The organism is Rhizobium sp. PP-F2F-G48, assembly GCF_004342335.1.
In the GTDB taxonomy this organism is placed as follows: domain Bacteria; phylum Pseudomonadota; class Alphaproteobacteria; order Rhizobiales; family Rhizobiaceae; genus Ferranicluibacter.
The window spans coordinates 65,384-84,128 of record NZ_SLVH01000006.1 but is presented as its reverse complement, the minus strand read 5'-3'; the positions used below and the strand labels follow the sequence as shown (position 1 = coordinate 84,128).

The window sequence follows — 18,745 nt, the reverse complement described above, 5'->3', positions numbered from 1 at the left end:
TCGGTCCCCCGTCGCGTCCGCCCGGAAAAAGCCGGAAATGAGCGCTTACACGTCCGTTGACTTTCGCCCCGCACCGTCGCAAGAAAGTGCCTCGACAAAATGCAATGGAGCACCATTGGAAACCGTGTCTCGACATCTTCTCTCCTCGTCGAACATGCGTCGCTTGTCTCTCGGTGGATTGACTGTCTTCGCGCTCGCGCTCGCCTCGCCTCTCCTGGCAACGGAGGCCCGCGCCGAATTTCGCGTCTGCAACGGTACGCAGAACCTGGTTGGGGTCGCCATCGGCTACCGCGCCAAGGAAGGCTGGATCACCGAGGGTTGGTGGCAGGTACCTGCCACCACCTGCGCGACGCTGATCGAGGGCGAATTGCAGTCCCGCTATTATTATCTCTACGCCGAGGATGCGGCGCGCGGGGGTCGCTGGACGGGCAATGTCAACATGTGCGTCGCCGAGAACGAGTTCAAGATCGTCGGCGTGCAGGATTGTTTCGCGCGCGGTTTTCAGCGCATGGGCTTCAAGGAATATGACACGGGACGTCAAGGCAGCTGGATGGTTCAGCTCTCCGACACGCCCGGGACTCAAGAAGGCCAGAATTGATGAGACGGAATAGAAAAGCCAAGATCCTCGCGACGCTGGGACCCGCGTCGAACGAGGAGTCGATGATCCAGAAGCTGCACGAGGCGGGTGCGGATCTTTTCCGCATCAATATGAGCCATGCCAGCCACGACATGATGCGCACGCTGATCCAGCGCATCCGGTCCGTGGAAGAGCGCTGCGGCCGCCCGATCGGCATCCTCGCCGACCTTCAGGGCCCGAAGCTGCGCGTCGGCAAGTTCGTCGACGGCAAGGTCGACCTCGTTCCCGGCCAGTCCTTCACGCTCGACAACAACGAGACGCTGGGCGACAAGACCCGTGTCTTCCTGCCGCACCCGGAAATTCTCGAATCCGTCAAGGCTGGTGACCGGTTGCTGATCGATGACGGCAAGCTGCATCTGCGGGCCGAAAGCGCCGATGGCAAGAGCATCGTCTGTACGGTCGTGTCCGGCACCAAAATTTCCGACCGCAAGGGCGTGAGCCTGCCCGATACGCTGCTTGCCGTCGGCGTTCTCACCGACAAGGACCGCGCCGACCTCGATGCCGTGCTCGCCACGAACGAAGTCGACTGGGTGGCGCTCTCCTTCGTTCAGCGTCCAGAGGACCTGATCGAGGTTCGCAAGATCTCCGGCGGCCGCGTCGGCCTGATGTCGAAGATCGAGAAGCCGCAGGCGATCGAGCGGATCGACGAGATCATCGAGCTCTCGGATGCGCTGATGGTCGCCCGTGGCGACCTCGGGGTCGAGATGCCGCTCGAGGCCGTGCCCGGCCTGCAGAAGCAGCTCATCCGCGCCTGCCGCCGCGCCGGCAAGCCGGTGGTCGTCGCCACGCAGATGCTGGAATCGATGATCTCGGCACCGGTTCCGACCCGCGCCGAAGTTTCCGACGTCGCTACCGCGGTCTTCGAAGGCGCCGACACCGTCATGCTCTCGGCCGAGTCCGCCTCCGGCGATTACCCGGTCGAGGCCGTCGCCACCATGTCGTCGATCGCCAGCAAGGTCGAGACGGACCCGCATTACTCCGGCATCATCTACGCCCAGCGCACGCCGCCGGAAGCAACCGGTGCGGATGCGATCTCGCTTGCCGCGCACCAGATCGCCGAAACGCTGAAACTGTCGGCCATCGTCTGCTACACGTCCTCGGGCAATACCGGCCTGCGCACGGCGCGCGAGCGTCCGCAGGTGCCGATCCTGGCGCTTTCGCCGGTCATCCAGACCGCGCGCCGGCTTTCGGTCGTCTGGGGCATGCATTGCGTCGTCACCCACGACGCGACGGACCTTGACGACATGGTCAACCGCGCCTGCCGCATCGTCGCCTCCGAAGGCCTTGCCTCCCCGGGCGATCGCATCATCATCTCGGCCGGCGTACCGCTCGGCACGCCCGGCGCCACCAACATGCTGCGCATCGCCTATATCAGCGAAGACGGCGCCGGCGGTATCTGATCCCGCCGACAAAGCGAACCGAACAGCAAAACGCCGCGCCTTGTGACAAAGGCGCGGCGTTTTCGCGTTATGGGCTTTTGTGTTTCGGGCCTGTCGCTCAGTCCGCGTCGTCGCCGGCGATGCGCTTTTCGGCCGCACGGGCAAGACCCTCCAGATCGGGCTTTTCGCCCGCAACGGTCTCGATGGCCGCGATGGCGACGTCGGTGACGATGTAGTCGGGCTTGTGGCCGAGATTGTGAATGGTGACCAGCCTGGAGCCCCTGATCGCCTCGTGCAGCTGGCGCGAATGAATGTCCGGCAGGACGACCTTGTCCCTGTCACCGGTGATGATGACGGTCGGCGCCTTGATCTCGACATAGCGCGGCGCGACCGTTTTGACGTAGGCGAGGAGGTTGGCGATATCGATGGCATTGTTGCGGAAGGTCGCCGGGCGCAGCGCCAGATAGGTCTTGCTCTCGGCGATGTAGTCGTCCGGCCGATGGTTGGGCGCAAAGACGCCGCGCGTCGCCTTGTCCACCAGCAGGCGGCCTACGGTGGGCGCGACGAGCGTTGCGAAGAGATCGCCGAGCAGAGGCGTCTTGGCGACGTCATAGTACCAGTCGATGCCGCCCGGCCAGGGATGGGTGGCCGGCGAGAGGAAGACGAGGCCGGCCACCATGTCGCTGTGGTTCAAAGCGAAGGTCGCGGCGATCGCCCCGCCGAAGGAATGCGCGACGATGATCGCCTTGCCGATGCCGCGCTTCTTCATCAGCGCGGCCACGGCATCCGCTTGCCCATCCGGATAGGCATTGCGCGGACCGCCGCGCTCGGAATAGCCGAAGCCCGGGCGGTCGAGGAACAGCATCTCGGCCCGGCCCTCGAGCTTTTCGCGAAAGGCTGCCATGGGATCGTTGAGATTGGCGCTGGCGCCGTGGATGAAGACGATGGGCGGCAGGTCGGCACCGGGCGGGCGGGGCACGTGCACGCTGTTCATCCTGTAGCCGCCGACATCGATCAGCTCGCCGCGATTGCCATTGTCGCGCTCGAAGGCCGAAGCCTGATACGTGCCTGCGCCGACCCCCACGGCGATCAGGATGAGGAAGGTCGCAAGCGTCGAAAGCATGATGGTCCTGAAACGTGGAATGAGAGTCATGGATCTGTCGTCGTTGCACCGTCTGCGATCCCGCAGCCGAGGGCAACACCTGTCGTCAGGCTTCGGGCGGCATCTGGATTCTGCGGTTCATACGAAGGGGGATGCAGGGCGGTTCACCGCCACGGCCGATGCTCTTGCACCGTCAGGTCCGGTTGCCGGCCAGCTTCTCTTCCAGCTCGCCCACCTGCTCCTGCGCCTTGCGCTCGGCGGGGTAGACGGCGAGGAACTGCTCCCAGGCGCGCAGCGCCAGCTCGTCCTTGCCGGACGCGGTGAGAATCGCCGCCATGCCGGCCAGCGACCCGAAGTGCCGCGGCTCCAGCGCCAGCACGCGGTTGATGTCGGACATCGATTTGCGGTAGTTGCTCATCTGGTAATGCAGCGTGGCCCGCTGGTTCCAGCCTTCGACATAGTCGGGCGCTAGCGCGATGACCTGGTCGTAAAGGTCGAGCGCGCTCGGCTGCTTGTTGTCGGCAACGGCCTTCGCCGCCCATTGCATCAGGAGATTGACGGTGGCGCTGCCGGAATCCTGCCATTCCATGCGGATCTGGTCGGCGATGCCGCTTGCCGTCTCGACGTCCCGCTCGCGCTTCAGCGCGGCAAAGAGCGTGTCGAGCTTCTCGGCCCGTGTCGGCAGCTTTTCGGGCTCGGCCGGTTTTGCCGCTTGCGCATCGACGGCCGGCACCGTCACGGCAGACGGCCCGGTATCCGCAGCCCGAGCCGGGCCGATCGGGGACACGACCAGAAGGGCCGCCACGAAAGGGATGAGGCTGGATGTCGCGGGAATCAGGAGACGGGACATGAAAAAGGCCATGGTGAGAAGGTATCCCGCCATGGCCTCAGATCAAATCAATTTTATGACATGCCCCTCGACCCAAGGTCGAAACGCCGGTCACAGCAGTCCCGGTTCGGCAGAGTGCCTCAGCCCTGGCGGGCCTTGAAACGCGGGTTCAGCTTGTTGATGATGTAGACGCGACCCTTGCGGCGAACCAGACGGTTTTCGCGATGACGGGCCTTCAGCGACTTAAGCGAATTTTTGATCTTCATCTTTCTGATCCGCAGGTTGCGGCGAATGCACATTCGCACAGGGTCTAAACAATCAAAAAGCGCGCCTGCGAGCCTGTCAGGGCTGAGCGCGCTCTTTACGGTGGCTGGCAAATACCCCGAGCCCGGGCCGCTGTCAACATCAAGGGCGGGGAATTTGGCCGGGAAGCCGGGTTTTTAGGAGGCTTGCGGCATCCGGCACCACCCTCAGGCCAGCGTCGTGACGTGGCCCATCTTGCGGCCCGGCCGGGCGTCCGCCTTGCCGTAGAGATGCACCAGCGTGCGCGGCGCCTGCAGCCAGCGCGGCAGGTCGTCGATGTCGCCTCCGATCAGGTTCTGCATCACCGCATCCGAATGGCGGGCGGTATCGCCGAGCGTCAGGCCGCAGACGGCGCGGATATGCTGCTCGAACTGCGAGACCACGCAGGCGGCCTCGGTCCAGTGGCCGGAATTGTGGACGCGCGGCGCGATCTCGTTGATGACGAGCCCACCATCCGGCCGCACGAAGAATTCCACGCCGATGACGCCGACATAATCGAGCGTGTCCAGAATCGCTCTCGCGGCGGCGATCGCGGCATCGGTGCCGGCCGGATCGATCGTCGCGGGAACGGTCGAAGTGTGGAGAATGCCGTTGCGGTGAACGTTTTCGGCCGGATCGAAGGCGGCAAACGCGCCATCGGTGCCGCGTGCGGCGATGATGGAGAGTTCGCGGTCGAAGGCGATGAAGCTTTCGAGGATGAGCGGCACGCCGCCGAGACTCTGATAGACCGCCGCGGCATCGTCGCGGCCATCGCGGAAGACATGCTGCCCCTTGCCGTCATAGCCGAGACGACGGGTCTTCAGCACGCCCTTGCCGCCGAAATCGGCGAGCGCCGCGGCCAGCTCCGCGGCGCTGTCGATCGCGTGGAAGCGGGCCGTCTCCAGGCCGCAGGCGTTCAGAAACCGCTTTTCGGTCACCCGGTCCTGCGAGACTTCCAGAGCTTTCGGCGGCGGGTAGACCGGCAGGCTGCGGGCGAGACGGGCGGCGGCCACCACCGGCACGTTCTCGAATTCATAGGTGACGACGTCGCAGGCATCCGCCAGCGCGTCGAGGGCGGCTTCGTCGTCGTATGGGGCTGCGATCTGCCGGTTGGCGACCTGGGCTGCCGGACAATCCGCCTGCGGCTCGAGAATGACGGTGCGCACATTGAGGCGCGCAGCGGCCATGGCGAGCATGCGGCCGAGCTGGCCGCCTCCGATGATGCCGAGCGTGATCATGCGGGATCGACCGGGTATTCGGCGACGGCGGCGCTCTGCTCCGCGCGCCAGATGTCCAGCCTGTCGGCGAGATCCGGATCGGACAAAGCAAGGACGGCGGCCGCCAGCAGAGCGGCATTGATGGCGCCGGCCCGGCCGATGGCGAGCGTGCCCACGGGAATGCCGGCCGGCATCTGAACGATCGAGAGCAGGCTGTCCTGCCCGGACATGGTCTTCGACTGCACCGGCACGCCGAAGACGGGCAGGGCGGTCATGGCGGCGGTCATGCCGGGAAGGTGGGCCGCACCGCCGGCACCGGCGATGATGACCTTGAAGCCTTCCTCGCGGGCAGTGGTGGCAAAGCTCACCAGCCGGTCGGGCGTGCGATGGGCCGAGATGATGCGCGCTTCGTAGGGAACATCGAGCGCATCGAGCATGTCGGCGGCATTCTTCATGGTCTCCCAGTCGGACTGGCTTCCCATGATGATGGCGACGGGGGGCGGGCCGGGGTTCGTCACGTCTCGCACTCCTTCAAAAGATTTGGCGAAAAGATTGGCCAAAAGATTGGCGAAAAGATTGGCGGAAGAGGCGGGCGCCGGCTTCGAAGACGCCTGTCGGCATCAGGCCAGTCTCAAGCCAGCATCAGGCGATGATGTCGGGAATGATCACATCCTCGATCTTGGTGATCTTGTCCTTGATGGCCAGCTTTTTTTTCTTCATCCGCTGGATGCGCAGGGCATCGCAGCCGGTCTGGATCATCGCGTTGATGGCGACATCGTAATCCTCGTGCTCCTGCCGCAGACGCGCGACGCCCAGTCTGAGTTCGGCCTGGTCCTGATCGGGCATGAGGATTTCCCTGTCGGCATCCGGCGGCAGAACTGTCGTCGGGTAAGAAAATGGGTGCGTGGCCGCACGGTCGAAGCAGGCCGGTTCGGATCATCGCGATGCGGTTGGAACCTTCCGGCCCCGTGCGCGATTCATCCAAGGCGCGATCCTCTAGCATAGAACGATCGTTCACGGGAAGTTATCCGTTCTTGCGATTTCGCCTTCGACAAATCGGCAAACGCATGGCACACTTCACCGGTTAGAAACTGAACATCCGGCGCCTGGCGACTGGATGCAAGCAAAAGGAAGGGACTGCCACATGAACATTGAGGCTCATCTTGCAACGCTTGAGAAAAAACATACCGTGCTCGAAGAAGAGCTGCACTCGGCTCTGACAAGACCGTCAGTGGAAGACGAATATATTGCCACGATCAAGCGTCGGAAGTTGCGTTTGAAGGACGAGATCGCCAAGATCCGTTCGACGACTCATTGATTACGTAAAGCAATCTCTCCAGGGAATTTGCAGAGCAGGCGGACCGGGCCGATCATGACGGCCTTGGTTCCGCGCACGACAAGCAAGACGCCTCGCAGACCGGCTGACGCCCGCTGCGAGGCGTCGGCTTTTTAAGGGTCCGGGTTTTCGAACGCACCGGCTTCAGGGTGCGCAATTCTCGATGCCGGTCCGGCGTTTCCACACTTCAATCGACACATCTTCGTGCGACGTCGAGGGCATCGCCTCCAGCAGGTCCGCCGCCGGCGCGCGCTTCCGTCCTCCACGCTCCCGCCGTCCGCAAGACGCGCGCCATCCCGCGAGATGCCGACATTCGCACCATCGCAGAGCATGGTCTCGAATCGCTCGACGTCTCGGTCCGATGGTTTGTTGCGTCCAAGGCAGAGGTCGGGACGTCCTGCAATCGCGACCTGCCGGCGGAAAGGATAGCGATCGGAGCAACGGGGAGAGGTCGTGGCTGGTCTATCCGCACAGTCTGGCGATTCGCGGGGCCACGGACGGCCCGTGCAGCGTTGCCCGATTTTTGGGTCCTGGGACCTGCCTGATTCGGATCTCCCCGTGCCTTTCAGCATCGTGCGCGAATCGGGAATCGGGAATCGGGTCTGCGATAACGGTTTGCGCAAAAGCCTGGTCAGCCGAGGCGGCACCGCTTCGGGGTCGGACAATGCGGTAGAACAAAACGTGAGACCATGTCCTGCGAGCCGGGGTTCACGAGAATGTTCGAGCGCGTCGCGATCTTTCAGATTCGCCATTGCGCTTGAGGCCCTTGTTTTTATGTCCGTCGTTCATCGCAAAAAACCTTCACACTGGAGTGCGACCGGCTTTCTGTATTGCGGCAGGCTTTGCCTCTCGACGCTTCTCCCGACAGGCGCTCGCCCTGTCGGATCACGGCATTGGGCATAAAACGGCAGCGGGCGGACAACGGCATTCGCCCCTTAGGGCATGGCGGGCACGGATGCAGCCGATCCGGAGCGTGACATCCGGACGGCAATCGAGGTCCGTCCTTCTCGACGGGAAGCAGGCGTCTTCGCCGATACGCCTTACAGGCATGAGATCGGCGCCTTGTCAGGCCTTTTGCCTTGCTGCTCGGTTATCTCGAGGTCGCAAGCCAGGCCCCACGGCTGGCTTATCCGCTGATAACCGCGTCCGGCAGCGGCAACTAGGCCCAGAACTGGTCCAGCCAGAGATTGACGGCGTCGAATCCCGGCTTGTTGATCTGATAGATGCGTTTCGTTCCGTTGGGCGAAACGGAAACGAGGTTGGAATCAAGCAGAGCCTTGAGGTGCTGTGAAACCGCCGGACGACTGATCGGTAAGCCTTCGGCAAGTTCGTTGACGGTCTTCGGCGCACGCCGAAGTTCCTCCAACAGGTAGCGACGGTTGGGATCTGCGATGGCACTGAAGGGCGAGATATTCGACATATTAGAAGGTTATTGGAAATGCACATTGGCATCAAGTAAATTGTGCGTTGCTACAACCTATTTTTTACAATCTCCTAATTTTCGTCCAATGCGAGCAGGCCCCCAAGCGGCTTTCTCTCAAAAGTAGAAGAACGGCCGATCCCGGCATGGTTGATCCCCGTGGCGCGAGCGGGTATCGCTCAACGCACAGATAAACACGCAGACCACGCACAGATGCACGTCCCCTGCGACCTGCCGGAGCAACCTTCATGAGCCTGACCGACAACCGCTGCCGCCTCGTCCTCATCGTCCCCGATATCGCGGACCCCGCCGAGCGGGCCCGCATCGTCGGCGACGCGCTGAAGGGTGGCGATGTCGCCTCCGTCATCCTGCCGCAATACGGCCTCGACGATCAGGCCTTCCAGAAACATGCCGAAGCGCTGGTGCCGATCATCCAGGAGGCCGGCGCCGCGGCGCTCGTTGCGGGCGATACAAGGGTTGCCGGGCGCGCGCGCGCCGATGGCCTGCATGTCGAGGGCAACCACGAAGCCATGAGCGAGGCGATGGAAAAGTTCTCGCCGAAGCTGATCGTCGGCGGCGGCAATGCGGCCGACCGGCATCATGCGCTGGAGATCGGCGAGGCCAAGCCCGACTATATCTTCTTCGGCAAGCTGAATGGCGACATCAAGCCCGAGGCGCACGGCAAGAATGTCGCGCTTGGCGAATGGTGGTCCTCGATGATCGAGATCCCCTGCATCGTCATGGGCGGCGCCGATCCGGCCTCCGCGCTGGTGGTGGCGGAAAGCGGTGCCGAATTCGTGGCGCTGCATCGGGCCGTTTTCGAGGTGCCGGAGCGCGCCGCCGCCGTCATTGCCGAGGTGAATGCGCTGCTGGACGAAAAAGCGCCACGGTTTGGCGCTTAAGACCTGCCATGCTGGATCGTTCGCCCCGTCTCTGCCTTTTGTCCCTGGCCCTGCTCGTCGCAGGTCTGGCGGGACTGCCTGCGCGCGCGCAGGAGGCGCTTCCGGGCGTCGAGCCTGACACGGTCACCATCGATCCGGCAGAGCCACCGATCGACGCGGCACCCGCGGGGGACGGCCAAAGCGCCGGCGCGCCGGATGCGGCGGAGCAGGGCGTGACGGCCAAGCGCGGTCGCATCACGCCGTTCAATGGTGCGGCCCTTCCCGAAAACGAGGTTCCGGCGCTGCGGCGGCCGGGCGGCGAGGCCAAGCCTGCGGACGGCCGGATCGCGCCGTCGGGCGGGGTCAACGTGCTGGAGCGCATGGGGGCTGCGCTTCCGGCGCTGCCGGCCGAAAAGCCGTTCGAGGGCAAGGCCGACGATGCCTATGGCGCGTTCCAGCGCGGGTATTATCTCACGGCCATGGAGCTTGCCCTGCCGCGGGCGCAGCTCGGCGATGCCGCGGCGCAGACGCTGGTGGCGGAAATCTTCTCGCAGGGCCTCGGCGTTCCGCGCAAGCCCAAGGATGCCGCCTTCTGGTACGGGCAGGCTGCAGCCTCCGGCGATCCCACGGCAATGTTCAAATACGCCATCCTCCTGATGGAGGGCCGGGATGTGCCGCGCGACAAGGCGCGTTCCGAAGACTTGATGAAGAAGGCTGCCGAGCGGGGAAATCCGTCCGCGCAGTTCAATTACGCGCAGCTGCTCGTGGCCGACCAGCCGGGGCAGGCCGGCTTGAAGGCGGCACTGCCCTTTTATGAGAAATCTGCCGAGCAGGGCATCGCGGATGCGCAATATGCGCTGTCGCAGATCTATCTCAATGTCGATGGCATCCCGGACGACAAGCGCGAGCGGGCGCGGGAATGGCTGCTGCGGGCGGCCGCGTCCGGGGTCGATACGGCCCAGCTCGATGCCGGCATCTGGCTGATCGACGGCATCGGCGGCGGCCGCAATCTCGAGCAGGGCTTCGGCTGGATGCTGCGCGCCGCCAGTGCCGGCAATGTCGTGGCGCAAAACAAGCTGGCGCATCTCTATATCAATGCCATCGGCACCCGGCCCAATCCGGTGGAAGCCGCCAAGTGGTACGTGCTGTCGCGTCGCGCCGGCCTGAAGGACGACGACCTCGAGGATTTCTATCTCGGGATCGGCGAGGACCAGCAGAAAGCGGCGCGCGAGGCGGCAAACCGGTTTCGCGCGGCGCGCGGCTGAGGCGTCATCGATCGTTCCCTCGGTCGGCTCCGCGCCTGCTGCCGGCGCGCCGTGTCCGCGCAGGGACTTGAAATCGGCGGGGATCTGTGGTCTTGAAGCGCCGCCCGGTGGATCGTCAGGACGATCCGCCGCGTTGTCGGCTTGATCCCGGTCCGCTCTTGAAAAGCGCCGTCGTCGCCGACCGTTCTGTGACAGCCCCGCGATCTGCCGGTCCTCTTTCCGGCGCTTTTTTCAGAGGAAGCCCGAAATGGCCCGTTCCGCCCTTCTCAACGTCATGGTCCAGGCCGCCTTCAAGGCCGGCAAGTCGTTGTCCCGCGATTTCGGCGAGGTGCAGAACCTGCAGGTGTCCATGAAGGGGCCGGGCGATTACGTGTCGCAGGCCGATCGCAAGGCTGAAAAGATCCTCCGCGAAGAGCTGATGAAGGCCCGCCCGACCTATGGCTATCTCGGCGAAGACGGCGACGAGGTCGAGGGTACGGACGGCGCGCATCGCTGGATCGTCGATACGCTCGACGGCGCCACCAACTTCCTGCACGGCATTCCGCATTTCGCCATCACCGTCGCGCTGGAACGTCAGGGCGAAATCGTCACGGCCGTCATCCTCAATCCCGCGACCGACGAACTCTACACCGCCGAGCGCGGCGGCGGGGCGTTTCTCAACGATCGCCGCCTGCGCGTCGCCGCCCGCCGCAGCCTTGCGGATGCCGTCATCTCCACCGGCACGCCCTTTCTCGGCCGCGGCCACCACGGCAATTACCTGATCGAGTTGCGCCATGTGATGGGCGAAGTCGCCGGCGTCCGCAGTCTCGGCACGCCGTCGCTCGCGCTCGCCTATGTCGCGGCCGGCCGGTTCGATGGCTATTGGGAACGCGGGCTGATGCCGTGGGATCTGGCCGCGGGCATGCTGATGGTGCGCGAGGCCGGTGGCTGGATCGCCGATATCGACGGCGGCAACAAGCCGATGGAAGACGGCTCGATCGTCGCCGGCAACGAATATATCCGCAAGGCGCTGCATGAGGTTCTGCACCGTCCGATGCCCGGAAAATAAGGCCGGGCAGAACGCTCGATCGTCCGCGCGAAAGCGCCCGATCCTGGCCGCGCGAAAGCGCCCGATCCTGATTGTGCCGGGCCGGTCGGGGACGTTCCGCACGGGTCTTTCCGCCCGTGCAGAATATGCGGACGAACCGTTCCGGTTTTAAGCATTATGAAGTAGGGTCTGCGCCATATGGCGGACCCGGCCGATCGATGACCGGGCGGCCGGCTGGGAATCGAGAGAAGCGGCATGGCGAAACTGACATTGTCTGGTTGGGATGCGGAGCAGGGCGAGGACTACAATCCGAACAAGCTGACGAGCCCCATGGTGTTCTTCTGGACCATGGTCATCTTCCTCATCATCGTCGGCTTCGTCGGGGCCATCCTGTTCCGGCAGGCGCAGACGGCCTTTCTGAGCAATCCGGGCCTCAATGGGCTCATTCTCGGCGTGTTGCTGATCGGCATCCTCCTCGTCTTCACTCATGTGCTTGCGCTCCGGCCCGAGGTGCGCTGGTTCAACAGCTTCCGTGCCGCGGGCAGTGCCGACAAGGTCGGCCGCGATCCGGTGCTGCTCGCGCCCATGCGCGCGCTGATCGGCAAGCGCCATTCGATGGCGATCTCCACCGCGGCGCTCCGGTCCATCCTCGACAGCATCGCGACCCGGCTGGACGAATCGCGCGATACGTCGCGCTATCTCATCGGGCTGCTGGTCTTTCTCGGCCTGCTCGGCACCTTCTGGGGCCTGCTCGGCACCATCGGCTCGATCAACACCGTCATCCAGTCGCTGGATGCGGGCAGCGGCAGCACGGACGACGTGCTCTCGGCCCTGAAGACCGGCCTGTCCGCGCCTTTGACCGGCATGGGCACGGCGTTCTCCACCTCGCTTTTCGGCCTTTCGAGTTCGCTCGTGCTCGGCTTCCTCGATCTGCAGGCCGGACGAGCGCAGAGCCGCTTCTATACCGAGCTCGAAAACTGGCTCTCCTCCGTCACCGATGTCAGCTCCGACGTGAACGTGCGCTCCGAGGCCGGCACCGGCAACCGTCCGGAAGACCTGCGGCTTCTGGCCGAGGAACTGAGCCGCATGGCGCAGGAAGGCGGCACCAGCCAGCGGACGACTGCGGCCATGGCGAGCCTTGCCGAAGGCATTCAGGGACTGGTCAAGAACATGCGCGGCGAGCAGCAGATGCTGCGCGACTGGATCGAGGCCCAGCAGGAGGAAGCGCGCTCCATGCGCCGCACGCTCGACAAGCTGGCCGCACGGCTTTCCGACAATGACCGGAAGACCCTGCCGACGCCGCGCCGCGCGAGCGAAGAGACGGGACAGGATTGAGATGGCGCTCGGACGCAGGGGTCGCCACCAGCGCACCGTGGATTACTGGCCGGGCTTCGTCGATGCGCTGTCGACGCTGCTCCTCGCCATCATGTTCCTGCTCTCGGTCTTCGTGCTCGCGCAGTTCCTCCTCAGCCGCGAAATCAGCGGCAAGGACGAGGTGCTGACGCGGCTGAACAGCCAGATCAACGAGCTGACCCAGCTTCTGGCGCTGGAGAAGAGCGGCAAGCAGGATCTGGAGGATTCGCTCGCCAATCTGCAGGCCTCGCTTGCGACGTCGGAAGGCGAGCGCTCGCGGCTGCAGTCCCTGCTCGATCAGGGCAGCGGCAGCTCGGCGGCTTCCGACCAGCGCATCGGCGACCTCACGGGACGGCTGGAGGCCGAGCAGCAGGCGAGCGGCCGGGCCATGAGCCAGATCGACCTGCTCAACCAGCAGATCGCGGCCCTGCGCAACCAGATCGCCGCCATCGAAAGCGCGCTTCAAGCCTCCGAGGCCCGCGACGCGACCTCCCAGACGAAGATCGCCGATCTCGGCCGCCGCCTCAACGTGGCGCTGGCGCAGCGCGTGCAGGAGCTGAACCGTTACCGGTCGGATTTCTTCGGCCGGCTGCGCGAGATCCTGTCGGATCGCGAAAACATCCGCATCGTCGGCGACCGTTTCGTCTTCCAGTCGGAAGTGCTCTTCCCCTCGGGCGGCAACGAGCTCAATCCGGCGGGGCAGGAGGAAATGGCGAAGCTCGCCATGGCGCTGCTCGATCTCGCCAAGGAGATTCCGGCCGAAATCAACTGGGTGCTGCGCGTCGACGGACATACGGACAATGTGCCGTTGTCGGGCTCGGGCCGTTATGTCGACAACTGGGAGCTTTCCTCCGCCCGCGCCACCTCGGTGGTCAAATTCCTCATCTCGAAGGGCGTTCCCCCCGGCCGCCTGGTCGCCGCCGGCTTCGGCGAGTTCCAGCCGATCGCCGAGGGCGACACCAAGGAAGCCCGCGACCAGAACCGGCGTATCGAGTTGAAGCTGACGGAGAAGTAGGGCGGGCAGTGTGTGTGGTCGTCCGGTTGCGGCCTTGGGGCTACCCCCTCACCCTAACCCTCTTCTCGCCTGCGGGGCGAGGGGACGTGGCCCGCTCGGCCGTTCAATGTGGCGCGAAAGCTGTGCCTCAAGTCCTTCTCCCCGCAGGCGGGGAGAAGGTGCCGGCAGGCGGATGAGGGGCGAGCCCCATCCAACCTCTCTCTCCTCAATCCAGCGTCACGTTCGCGTCTTTCACCACCGGCGTCCATTTGACGATCTCGGCCTTCACATGCGCCTTCAGCTCGTCCGGCGTCGAGGCGACGATGGTGGCGCTGAAGTCCTTCATGCGGGCGACGACGGCGGGATCGGCCATGGCCTTCTTCGCGGCCGCGTTCAGCCGGGCGATGATGGGTTCGGGCGTGCCGGCCGGGGCAAACAGCGCGTTCCAGGTATAGGTCTCGTATCCCGGAACGGTTTCGGCGATCGTCGGCACATCGGGGAAGGAGGCCGCACGCTCGGCCGTGGTCACGCCCAGTGCCCGCAGTGTGCCGGCCTTGATGTGGCCGGAGGAGGAGGGCAGGTTGTCGAACATGATCGGCACCTGGTTGCCGATGACGTCGTTCAGCGCCGGCCCGGAGCCCTTGTAGGGAATGTGCTGCATGCTGACGCCGGCCATCTTCTTGAAAAGCTCGCCCGAGAGATGCAGCGGCGTGCCGTTGCCCGAGGAGGCATAGGCATATTTCTCCGGATCGGCCTTCAGAAGGGCGATCAGCTCGGCCACGGTCTTTGCCGGCAGTTCCGGATTGACGACGAGGACGTTCGGCACCAGCACCAGAAGCGAGATGGGCGCGAAGTCGGTTTCGGGATCGTAGGGCTTGGTCTTCAGAATCAGCGGGTTCAGCGCGTGCGTCGCGACCGTGCCCATCAGTATCGTGTAGCCATCCGGATCGGCGCGCGCGACATTGCTCGCGCCCAGATTGCCGCCGGCACCGGCGACGTTCTGGACGATGACCTGCTGGCCGAGATCGTCCGACATCTTCTGGGCGACGATGCGCGCCACCACGTCGGTCGAGCCGCCCGCGGCAAAGGGCACGACCATCGTCAGGGTGCGATCCGGAAATTCCTGCGCCTGCGCGCCATGGGTGCCGACCGCCAGCGCCAGCGCCAAAGCCGGCAGCGCTCCGGTCAAAAGGGATTTGAAGACAGACATCGCGTTCCTCCCGTTACTGTCTGAGATTTCGGGCAGCGCAACCTCCGAAGCGCCGGCCGAACGGGAGAGTGACATCCCGGGATCGAAACAGACAATCGCCGGCGCCCGCCGGAGCGCCGCTTTTACCGTGCGAACGCGCCGTGATGGGTGGTCTTCCACCCGTCGGCCCCGGATGTGGGTGGAAAACCGCCCAGAGGCGTCAGAGATTGGCGACGTTCAGCGCCTGCGACCCGTGATCGAACTGGAGCCTTGCCAGCCGGGCATAGAGCCCGCCCTGGCGCACCAGCGAGGCATGGGTGCCGTCTTCGACGATGCGGCCCTGGTCCATGACGAGGATCCGGTCCGCCTTCAGCACGGTTGCCAGCCTGTGCGCGATGACGAGCGTCGTGCGGCTGCGCATCAGCCCGTCGAGCGCGGTCTGCACCAGCGTTTCGCTTTCGGCGTCCAGTGCGGAGGTCGCCTCGTCGAGCAGCAGCACCGGCGCGTTCTTCAGGATGGCGCGGGCGATGGCGATGCGCTGGCGCTGGCCGCCCGACAACGTGATGCCGCGCTCGCCGACCGGGGTGTCGTAGGCTTCCGGCATCGCGCGGATGAAGCCGTCGGCCTGCGCCGCCAGAGCCGCCGCCTCCACTGCGTCTCGCGTCGCGCCCGGCGTGCCGAAGGCGATGTTCTCGTGGATGGTGGCGGCGAAGATGGTGACGTCCTGGGGGACGATCGCCAGCCGGGCGCGCAGGTCGCGGGGCGAGAGCGCACGGATATCGACGCCGTCGAGGCGGATCGCCCCGCTGACGGGATCGTAGAACCGCAACAGCAGCGAGAACAGCGTGCTCTTGCCCGCGCCGGACGGGCCGACGATGGCGACCGTCTGGCCGGGCTCCACCTCAAGCGTCAGGCCCTTCAGACTGCGCTCCTGCGGGCGCGTCGGATAGGAAAAATGGACGCCGTCGAAGGCCACACGGCCGGCGGCCGGCTGCGGCAGCGGCTTGGCGTGCAGGGGTTCGGCGATGTCGGGCCGTTCCTGCAGCAGCTCGCGCAATCGCTCGGCGGCGCCCGCGGCCTGCGACAGCTCGCCCCAGACCTCCGACAGCGCGCCGAGGCTGCCCGCCGCAAAGACCGAGTAGAGCAGGAACTGGCCGAGCGTGCCGGGCGAGATGGTGCCGGCCAGCACGTCCTGCGCGCCGAACCAGAGCACGGCGACGACGCTGCCGAAGATCATGGTGATGGCGAAAGCCGTCAGCGCCGAGCGTGCGGTGATCGCGCCGCGGGCGGCCAGATAGGCGTCTTCCACCGTACGGCCATAGCGCGCCATCGCGGTCGCCTCGCCATTGAAGGCCTGGACGGTGCGGATCGCGCCGATCGCCTCGCTGGCATAGGCCGATGCGCCGGCCAGCCGGTCCTGCGCCTCGCGCGAGCGGCGGCGGACATTGCGGCCGAAGGCGACGAGCGGAAAGACGATGACGGGGATCGCCATCAGCACGAGGCTCGACAGCTTGGGGCTGGTATAGACCATCATGGCGATGGCGCCGAGACAGAGAATGATGTTGCGCAGCGCGACGGAGGCCGTGGCGCCGACGGCGGATTTGATCTGCGTCGTATCCGCCGTCAGCCGCGAGACGATCTCGCCGGATTGATTGACATCGAAGAAGGCAGGGGACAGCCGCGTGATATGGTCGAAGACCTCGCGCCGGATATCGGCCACCACGCGTTCGCCGAGCGTGATGACGAAGAAGTACCGGCCGGCGCTCGCAAGAGCCAGAACGATCGCCAGCACCATCAGCATGGCGAAATAGGTGTTGATGAAAGCGCGGTCGGAATTGGAAAATCCGTGGTCGATCATGCGGCGCACCGCGAGCGGCAGCGTGAGGGTGGTCAGCGCCGCTGCGACGAGGCAGACGGCCGCACCGGTCACCAGCCCCCGATAACGCTTCACATAGGGGAGCAGCCCGGCCAGCGGGCGGACGTTTCGCGTGCGTCCTGCCGCCTTGTCATTCTCGATCGCCACACTGTCCTCCACTCGTCCGGTCCCCGGACGATACGCGTCGCCTGTCTTGCCGTCAGATCATATCCCGGTCGGATCATGTCTGGCCATGATGTCTGGCCATCATGTCTGGCCATGAGATCATCGGCCGGGCCTGTTGTCGGCCCTTGTTATCTCCGAGGCCTTCCTGTATAGGCACCGCATCCAATTGAAAAGACGTTGGCCGAAACGCGGTCTGCGGCTTCATTATCGTGTTCGGTCCGGTAGCCGCAAGTGGCTGCGACAAATGGACCCGGGAACTGCAGGAAGAGTGTTATGAAGGCTGATATCCATCCCGCTTACCACATGATCAAGGTGGTCATGACCGACGGCACCGAGTACGAGACCCGCTCGACCTGGGGCTCCGAAGGCCAGACCATGAACCTTGAAATCGACCCCAAGTCGCACCCGGCCTGGACCGGCGGCAACCAGCAGCTCATGGACCGCGGCGGCCGCGTTTCCAAGTTCAAGAAGCGTTTCGAAGGCCTCGGCCTGTAAGACCCGCTTCGGCGCCGCGCTCTCGCGCGGGCTGCAGGACTGTATTGCAAGAGCCCGGTTCGCCGGGCTTTTTTGCGTTTTGCAAGACGGGTGCAGATCGCTTTGGGCTGTGCGCGTGGCTGCCCCTCATCCGCCTGCCGGCACTTTCTCCGGCGCGCGGGGGAGAAGGGCGTACGCCGAACGCCACACCGGTCTCATGGCAACAGATGCTGCTGGTAAAAGATTTCACTGTCGTACGGCACCTGCGCCACACCTCCCTTCGCCCCGCTGAGCGGGGAGAAGGTGCCGGCAGGCGGATGAGGTGCGGACACGGGCTCGACGCCGAACCGATGAAGCCAACGACCAGACACGAAAAAGCCCGGCATGCCGGGCTCGTTTCATGACGCTGTCGATATGAAGGCCTCAGTTCGCGCCGAAGGCCGTCTGCAGCAGGTTCAGCTGGGCTTTCACGCCGTTCTGGTTGTCGGGCACGAAGCTGCCGGCTTCCTGGGGGCGGTAGATTTCGCGGTCGAGCAGGGCAACGCGGTTCTGGAGGCGGAGCGAACGGTCGATCAGGTCGCGGAAGCCTTCCGGAAGGTCGGACCAGCCGGGCGCCGTGCGATCCACATTGAAGCTGTCGAGACGGACCTTGTTCTTTTCCGACAGAACCTGATCGCGCGTCATTTCGCCATTGTTGACCGCGCGCTGCAGCAGGAGCCAAGAGGCCATCTGCATCAGGCGGGTGGTCAAACGCATGGATTCGGCCGCGTAGAGAACGGATGCCATGCGCGGAAGAACCTTCGAGGCCGCGCGGCCATGACCGTCGAGGTAGCTCGCCGTTTCCTCGACCAGTCCCATGCCCTCAGCGTAGAGCGCCTTGAACTGTGCCGATGCTGCGGCGTGGCCTGCAAAACTGACGGTGTTCAATCCGCGTTCGGACATGGTTTATTCCCTGGTTGGACGCATTCACTCAGTCAGGTAACGGGCGGATCGATAAAAAGTTTCTAACGCCGCTCTTCTCGAGACCAAGAATGATCTCATAGCGTAAAACACGCAAGTCTATTCTTAAGAAAGGGTTAACATCCACACTTTGATGAATGCGCTCTGGTGGCGGCAGAATTAAGGCAAAAAAAAGAGCCGCGGAAAGCGGCTCTCAAGGTAAAACAGGGAGAAAATCAGACCATTCGCCGAGGCTGAAACGTCTGAGTCCAGAGCGAACTGGATGCCATGATGTATAAACCGAAATGCTTAACGGACGGTTAATCGGCTATTGTTCCCATGCCGATCTGCCGCAATCGTCATCCTGTTAGGGCTTCGTT

The 18,745-nt window shown here is 64.5% G+C and carries 19 protein-coding genes and 1 pseudogene; 9 read left to right on the top strand and 11 right to left on the bottom strand.

Features of this window, described 5'->3' with window-relative positions; genetic code table 11:
• Window positions 1–226: 226 nt before the first annotated feature.
• A pseudogene (locus C8J36_RS15085) lies at window positions 227–598 on the top strand (DUF1036 domain-containing protein); the annotation flags it as partial.
• A complete protein-coding gene (pyk, locus tag C8J36_RS15080; RefSeq protein WP_062595810.1) occupies window positions 598–2,037 on the top strand; it encodes a pyruvate kinase in 1,440 nt (479 codons plus the stop codon). The pseudogene C8J36_RS15085 and the gene pyk, both read left to right, overlap by 1 nt.
• A 97-nt stretch (window positions 2,038–2,134) precedes the next feature.
• On the opposite strand, the gene C8J36_RS15075 is transcribed toward pyk, so the two are convergent.
• The 6 genes from C8J36_RS15075 to C8J36_RS15050 all read right to left on the bottom strand — a co-directional run bounded on the left by C8J36_RS15075 (window position 2,135) and on the right by C8J36_RS15050 (window position 6,292).
• Entirely contained in the window at window positions 2,135–3,169 is a 1,035-nt protein-coding gene (locus tag C8J36_RS15075) for an alpha/beta hydrolase (RefSeq protein WP_245506577.1), read from the bottom strand.
• Between the two features lie 142 nt (window positions 3,170–3,311).
• Complete coding sequence (locus C8J36_RS15070) at window positions 3,312–3,968, bottom strand: hypothetical protein (protein ID WP_165915067.1); 657 nt, start codon at window positions 3,966–3,968, stop codon at window positions 3,312–3,314.
• A 119-nt stretch (window positions 3,969–4,087) separates the two neighbouring features.
• Window positions 4,088–4,213 (bottom strand): type B 50S ribosomal protein L36, encoded by a 126-nt coding sequence (gene ykgO / locus C8J36_RS15065; RefSeq protein WP_034855034.1) that lies wholly within the window; start codon window positions 4,211–4,213, stop codon window positions 4,088–4,090.
• Between the two features lie 204 nt (window positions 4,214–4,417).
• The gene (locus C8J36_RS15060) at window positions 4,418–5,467 is read right to left on the bottom strand and encodes a 5-(carboxyamino)imidazole ribonucleotide synthase (protein ID WP_132536046.1); all 1,050 of its coding nucleotides are present in this window, start codon (window positions 5,465–5,467) and stop codon (window positions 4,418–4,420) included.
• Entirely contained in the window at window positions 5,464–5,928 is a 465-nt protein-coding gene (gene purE, locus C8J36_RS15055; RefSeq protein ID WP_132536305.1) for a 5-(carboxyamino)imidazole ribonucleotide mutase, read from the bottom strand. The genes C8J36_RS15060 and purE overlap by 4 nt, the downstream gene beginning before the upstream one ends.
• Before the next feature lie 160 nt (window positions 5,929–6,088).
• Window positions 6,089–6,292 carry a YdcH family protein gene (locus C8J36_RS15050; protein WP_062595807.1) on the bottom strand — a complete coding sequence of 68 codons (204 nt, stop codon included), beginning with the start codon at window positions 6,290–6,292 and terminating at the stop codon, window positions 6,089–6,091.
• 298 nt (window positions 6,293–6,590) lie between these two features.
• Between C8J36_RS15050 and C8J36_RS15045 the strand changes: the two genes are divergently transcribed.
• On the top strand, window positions 6,591–6,764 hold the full coding sequence (locus C8J36_RS15045) for a DUF465 domain-containing protein (RefSeq protein ID WP_082477274.1): 174 nt from the start codon (window positions 6,591–6,593) through the stop codon (window positions 6,762–6,764).
• 1,177 nt (window positions 6,765–7,941) lie between these two features.
• Here the strand turns inward: C8J36_RS15045 and C8J36_RS15040 are convergent.
• Window positions 7,942–8,202, bottom strand: coding sequence for a metalloregulator ArsR/SmtB family transcription factor (locus C8J36_RS15040; protein ID WP_062595805.1), 261 nt, complete (start codon window positions 8,200–8,202; stop codon window positions 7,942–7,944).
• 248 nt (window positions 8,203–8,450) lie between these two features.
• Here C8J36_RS15040 and C8J36_RS15035 point away from each other — a divergent pair, with 248 nt between their 5' ends.
• The 5 genes from C8J36_RS15035 (at window position 8,451) to C8J36_RS15015 (ending at window position 13,743) form a co-directional block, all read left to right on the top strand.
• On the top strand, window positions 8,451–9,104 hold the full coding sequence (locus tag C8J36_RS15035; RefSeq protein WP_062595804.1) for a thiamine phosphate synthase: 654 nt from the start codon (window positions 8,451–8,453) through the stop codon (window positions 9,102–9,104).
• Between the two features lie 8 nt (window positions 9,105–9,112).
• A complete protein-coding gene (locus tag C8J36_RS15030) occupies window positions 9,113–10,348 on the top strand; it encodes a tetratricopeptide repeat protein (protein WP_132536044.1) in 1,236 nt (411 codons plus the stop codon).
• Between the two features lie 247 nt (window positions 10,349–10,595).
• The gene (locus C8J36_RS15025; RefSeq protein ID WP_132536042.1) at window positions 10,596–11,396 is read left to right on the top strand and encodes an inositol monophosphatase family protein; all 801 of its coding nucleotides are present in this window, start codon (window positions 10,596–10,598) and stop codon (window positions 11,394–11,396) included.
• Window positions 11,397–11,630: 234 nt separating this feature from the next.
• Window positions 11,631–12,710, top strand: coding sequence for a MotA/TolQ/ExbB proton channel family protein (locus C8J36_RS15020; protein ID WP_062595802.1), 1,080 nt, complete (start codon window positions 11,631–11,633; stop codon window positions 12,708–12,710).
• A gap of 1 nt (window position 12,711) precedes the next feature.
• Entirely contained in the window at window positions 12,712–13,743 is a 1,032-nt protein-coding gene (locus C8J36_RS15015) for a peptidoglycan -binding protein (RefSeq protein ID WP_062595801.1), read from the top strand.
• A gap of 205 nt (window positions 13,744–13,948) precedes the next feature.
• Here C8J36_RS15015 and C8J36_RS15010 read toward each other — a convergent pair whose 3' ends face one another.
• Both C8J36_RS15010 and C8J36_RS15005 read right to left on the bottom strand, forming a co-directional pair.
• Complete coding sequence (locus C8J36_RS15010) at window positions 13,949–14,932, bottom strand: tripartite tricarboxylate transporter substrate binding protein (protein WP_132536040.1); 984 nt, start codon at window positions 14,930–14,932, stop codon at window positions 13,949–13,951.
• A gap of 199 nt (window positions 14,933–15,131) precedes the next feature.
• A complete protein-coding gene (locus tag C8J36_RS15005) occupies window positions 15,132–16,928 on the bottom strand; it encodes an ABC transporter transmembrane domain-containing protein (RefSeq protein WP_132536303.1) in 1,797 nt (598 codons plus the stop codon).
• Between the two features lie 297 nt (window positions 16,929–17,225).
• On the opposite strand from C8J36_RS15005, the gene rpmE reads away from it, so the two are divergent.
• A complete protein-coding gene (gene rpmE / locus C8J36_RS15000; RefSeq protein ID WP_018327882.1) occupies window positions 17,226–17,447 on the top strand; it encodes a 50S ribosomal protein L31 in 222 nt (73 codons plus the stop codon).
• A 194-nt stretch (window positions 17,448–17,641) separates the two neighbouring features.
• On the opposite strand, the gene C8J36_RS24955 is transcribed toward rpmE, so the two are convergent.
• Together C8J36_RS24955 and C8J36_RS14995 are read right to left on the bottom strand one after the other, a co-directional pair.
• On the bottom strand, window positions 17,642–17,812 hold the full coding sequence (locus C8J36_RS24955; protein ID WP_165915066.1) for a hypothetical protein: 171 nt from the start codon (window positions 17,810–17,812) through the stop codon (window positions 17,642–17,644).
• A 37-nt stretch (window positions 17,813–17,849) separates the two neighbouring features.
• Entirely contained in the window at window positions 17,850–18,368 is a 519-nt protein-coding gene (locus C8J36_RS14995) for a DUF1465 family protein (protein WP_062475155.1), read from the bottom strand.
• Between the last annotated feature and the right edge of the window lie 377 nt (window positions 18,369–18,745).

What these genes read in the sequence shown, in the direction of transcription:
- C8J36_RS15075 (WP_245506577.1), bottom strand. Translation starts at nt 3,169, where the DNA reads ATGACTCTCATTCCACGTTTCAGGACCATCATGCTTTCGACGCTTGCG.
- C8J36_RS15035 (WP_062595804.1), top strand. Translation starts at nt 8,451, where the DNA reads ATGAGCCTGACCGACAACCGCTGCCGCCTCGTCCTCATCGTCCCCGAT.
- C8J36_RS15045 (WP_082477274.1), top strand. Translation starts at nt 6,591, where the DNA reads ATGAACATTGAGGCTCATCTTGCAACGCTTGAGAAAAAACATACCGTG.
- C8J36_RS24955 (WP_165915066.1), bottom strand. Translation starts at nt 17,812, where the DNA reads ATGCCGGGCTTTTTCGTGTCTGGTCGTTGGCTTCATCGGTTCGGCGTC.
- rpmE (WP_018327882.1), top strand. Translation starts at nt 17,226, where the DNA reads ATGAAGGCTGATATCCATCCCGCTTACCACATGATCAAGGTGGTCATG.
- C8J36_RS15040 (WP_062595805.1), bottom strand. Translation starts at nt 8,202, where the DNA reads ATGTCGAATATCTCGCCCTTCAGTGCCATCGCAGATCCCAACCGTCGC.
- C8J36_RS15070 (WP_165915067.1), bottom strand. Translation starts at nt 3,968, where the DNA reads ATGTCCCGTCTCCTGATTCCCGCGACATCCAGCCTCATCCCTTTCGTG.
- C8J36_RS15015 (WP_062595801.1), top strand. Translation starts at nt 12,712, where the DNA reads ATGGCGCTCGGACGCAGGGGTCGCCACCAGCGCACCGTGGATTACTGG.
- ykgO (WP_034855034.1), bottom strand. Translation starts at nt 4,213, where the DNA reads ATGAAGATCAAAAATTCGCTTAAGTCGCTGAAGGCCCGTCATCGCGAA.
- C8J36_RS15050 (WP_062595807.1), bottom strand. Translation starts at nt 6,292, where the DNA reads ATGCCCGATCAGGACCAGGCCGAACTCAGACTGGGCGTCGCGCGTCTG.
- C8J36_RS15025 (WP_132536042.1), top strand. Translation starts at nt 10,596, where the DNA reads ATGGCCCGTTCCGCCCTTCTCAACGTCATGGTCCAGGCCGCCTTCAAG.
- C8J36_RS15030 (WP_132536044.1), top strand. Translation starts at nt 9,113, where the DNA reads ATGCTGGATCGTTCGCCCCGTCTCTGCCTTTTGTCCCTGGCCCTGCTC.
- pyk (WP_062595810.1), top strand. Translation starts at nt 598, where the DNA reads ATGAGACGGAATAGAAAAGCCAAGATCCTCGCGACGCTGGGACCCGCG.
- C8J36_RS14995 (WP_062475155.1), bottom strand. Translation starts at nt 18,368, where the DNA reads ATGTCCGAACGCGGATTGAACACCGTCAGTTTTGCAGGCCACGCCGCA.
- C8J36_RS15020 (WP_062595802.1), top strand. Translation starts at nt 11,631, where the DNA reads ATGGCGAAACTGACATTGTCTGGTTGGGATGCGGAGCAGGGCGAGGAC.
- C8J36_RS15060 (WP_132536046.1), bottom strand. Translation starts at nt 5,467, where the DNA reads ATGATCACGCTCGGCATCATCGGAGGCGGCCAGCTCGGCCGCATGCTC.
- C8J36_RS15010 (WP_132536040.1), bottom strand. Translation starts at nt 14,932, where the DNA reads ATGTCTGTCTTCAAATCCCTTTTGACCGGAGCGCTGCCGGCTTTGGCG.
- purE (WP_132536305.1), bottom strand. Translation starts at nt 5,928, where the DNA reads ATGGGAAGCCAGTCCGACTGGGAGACCATGAAGAATGCCGCCGACATG.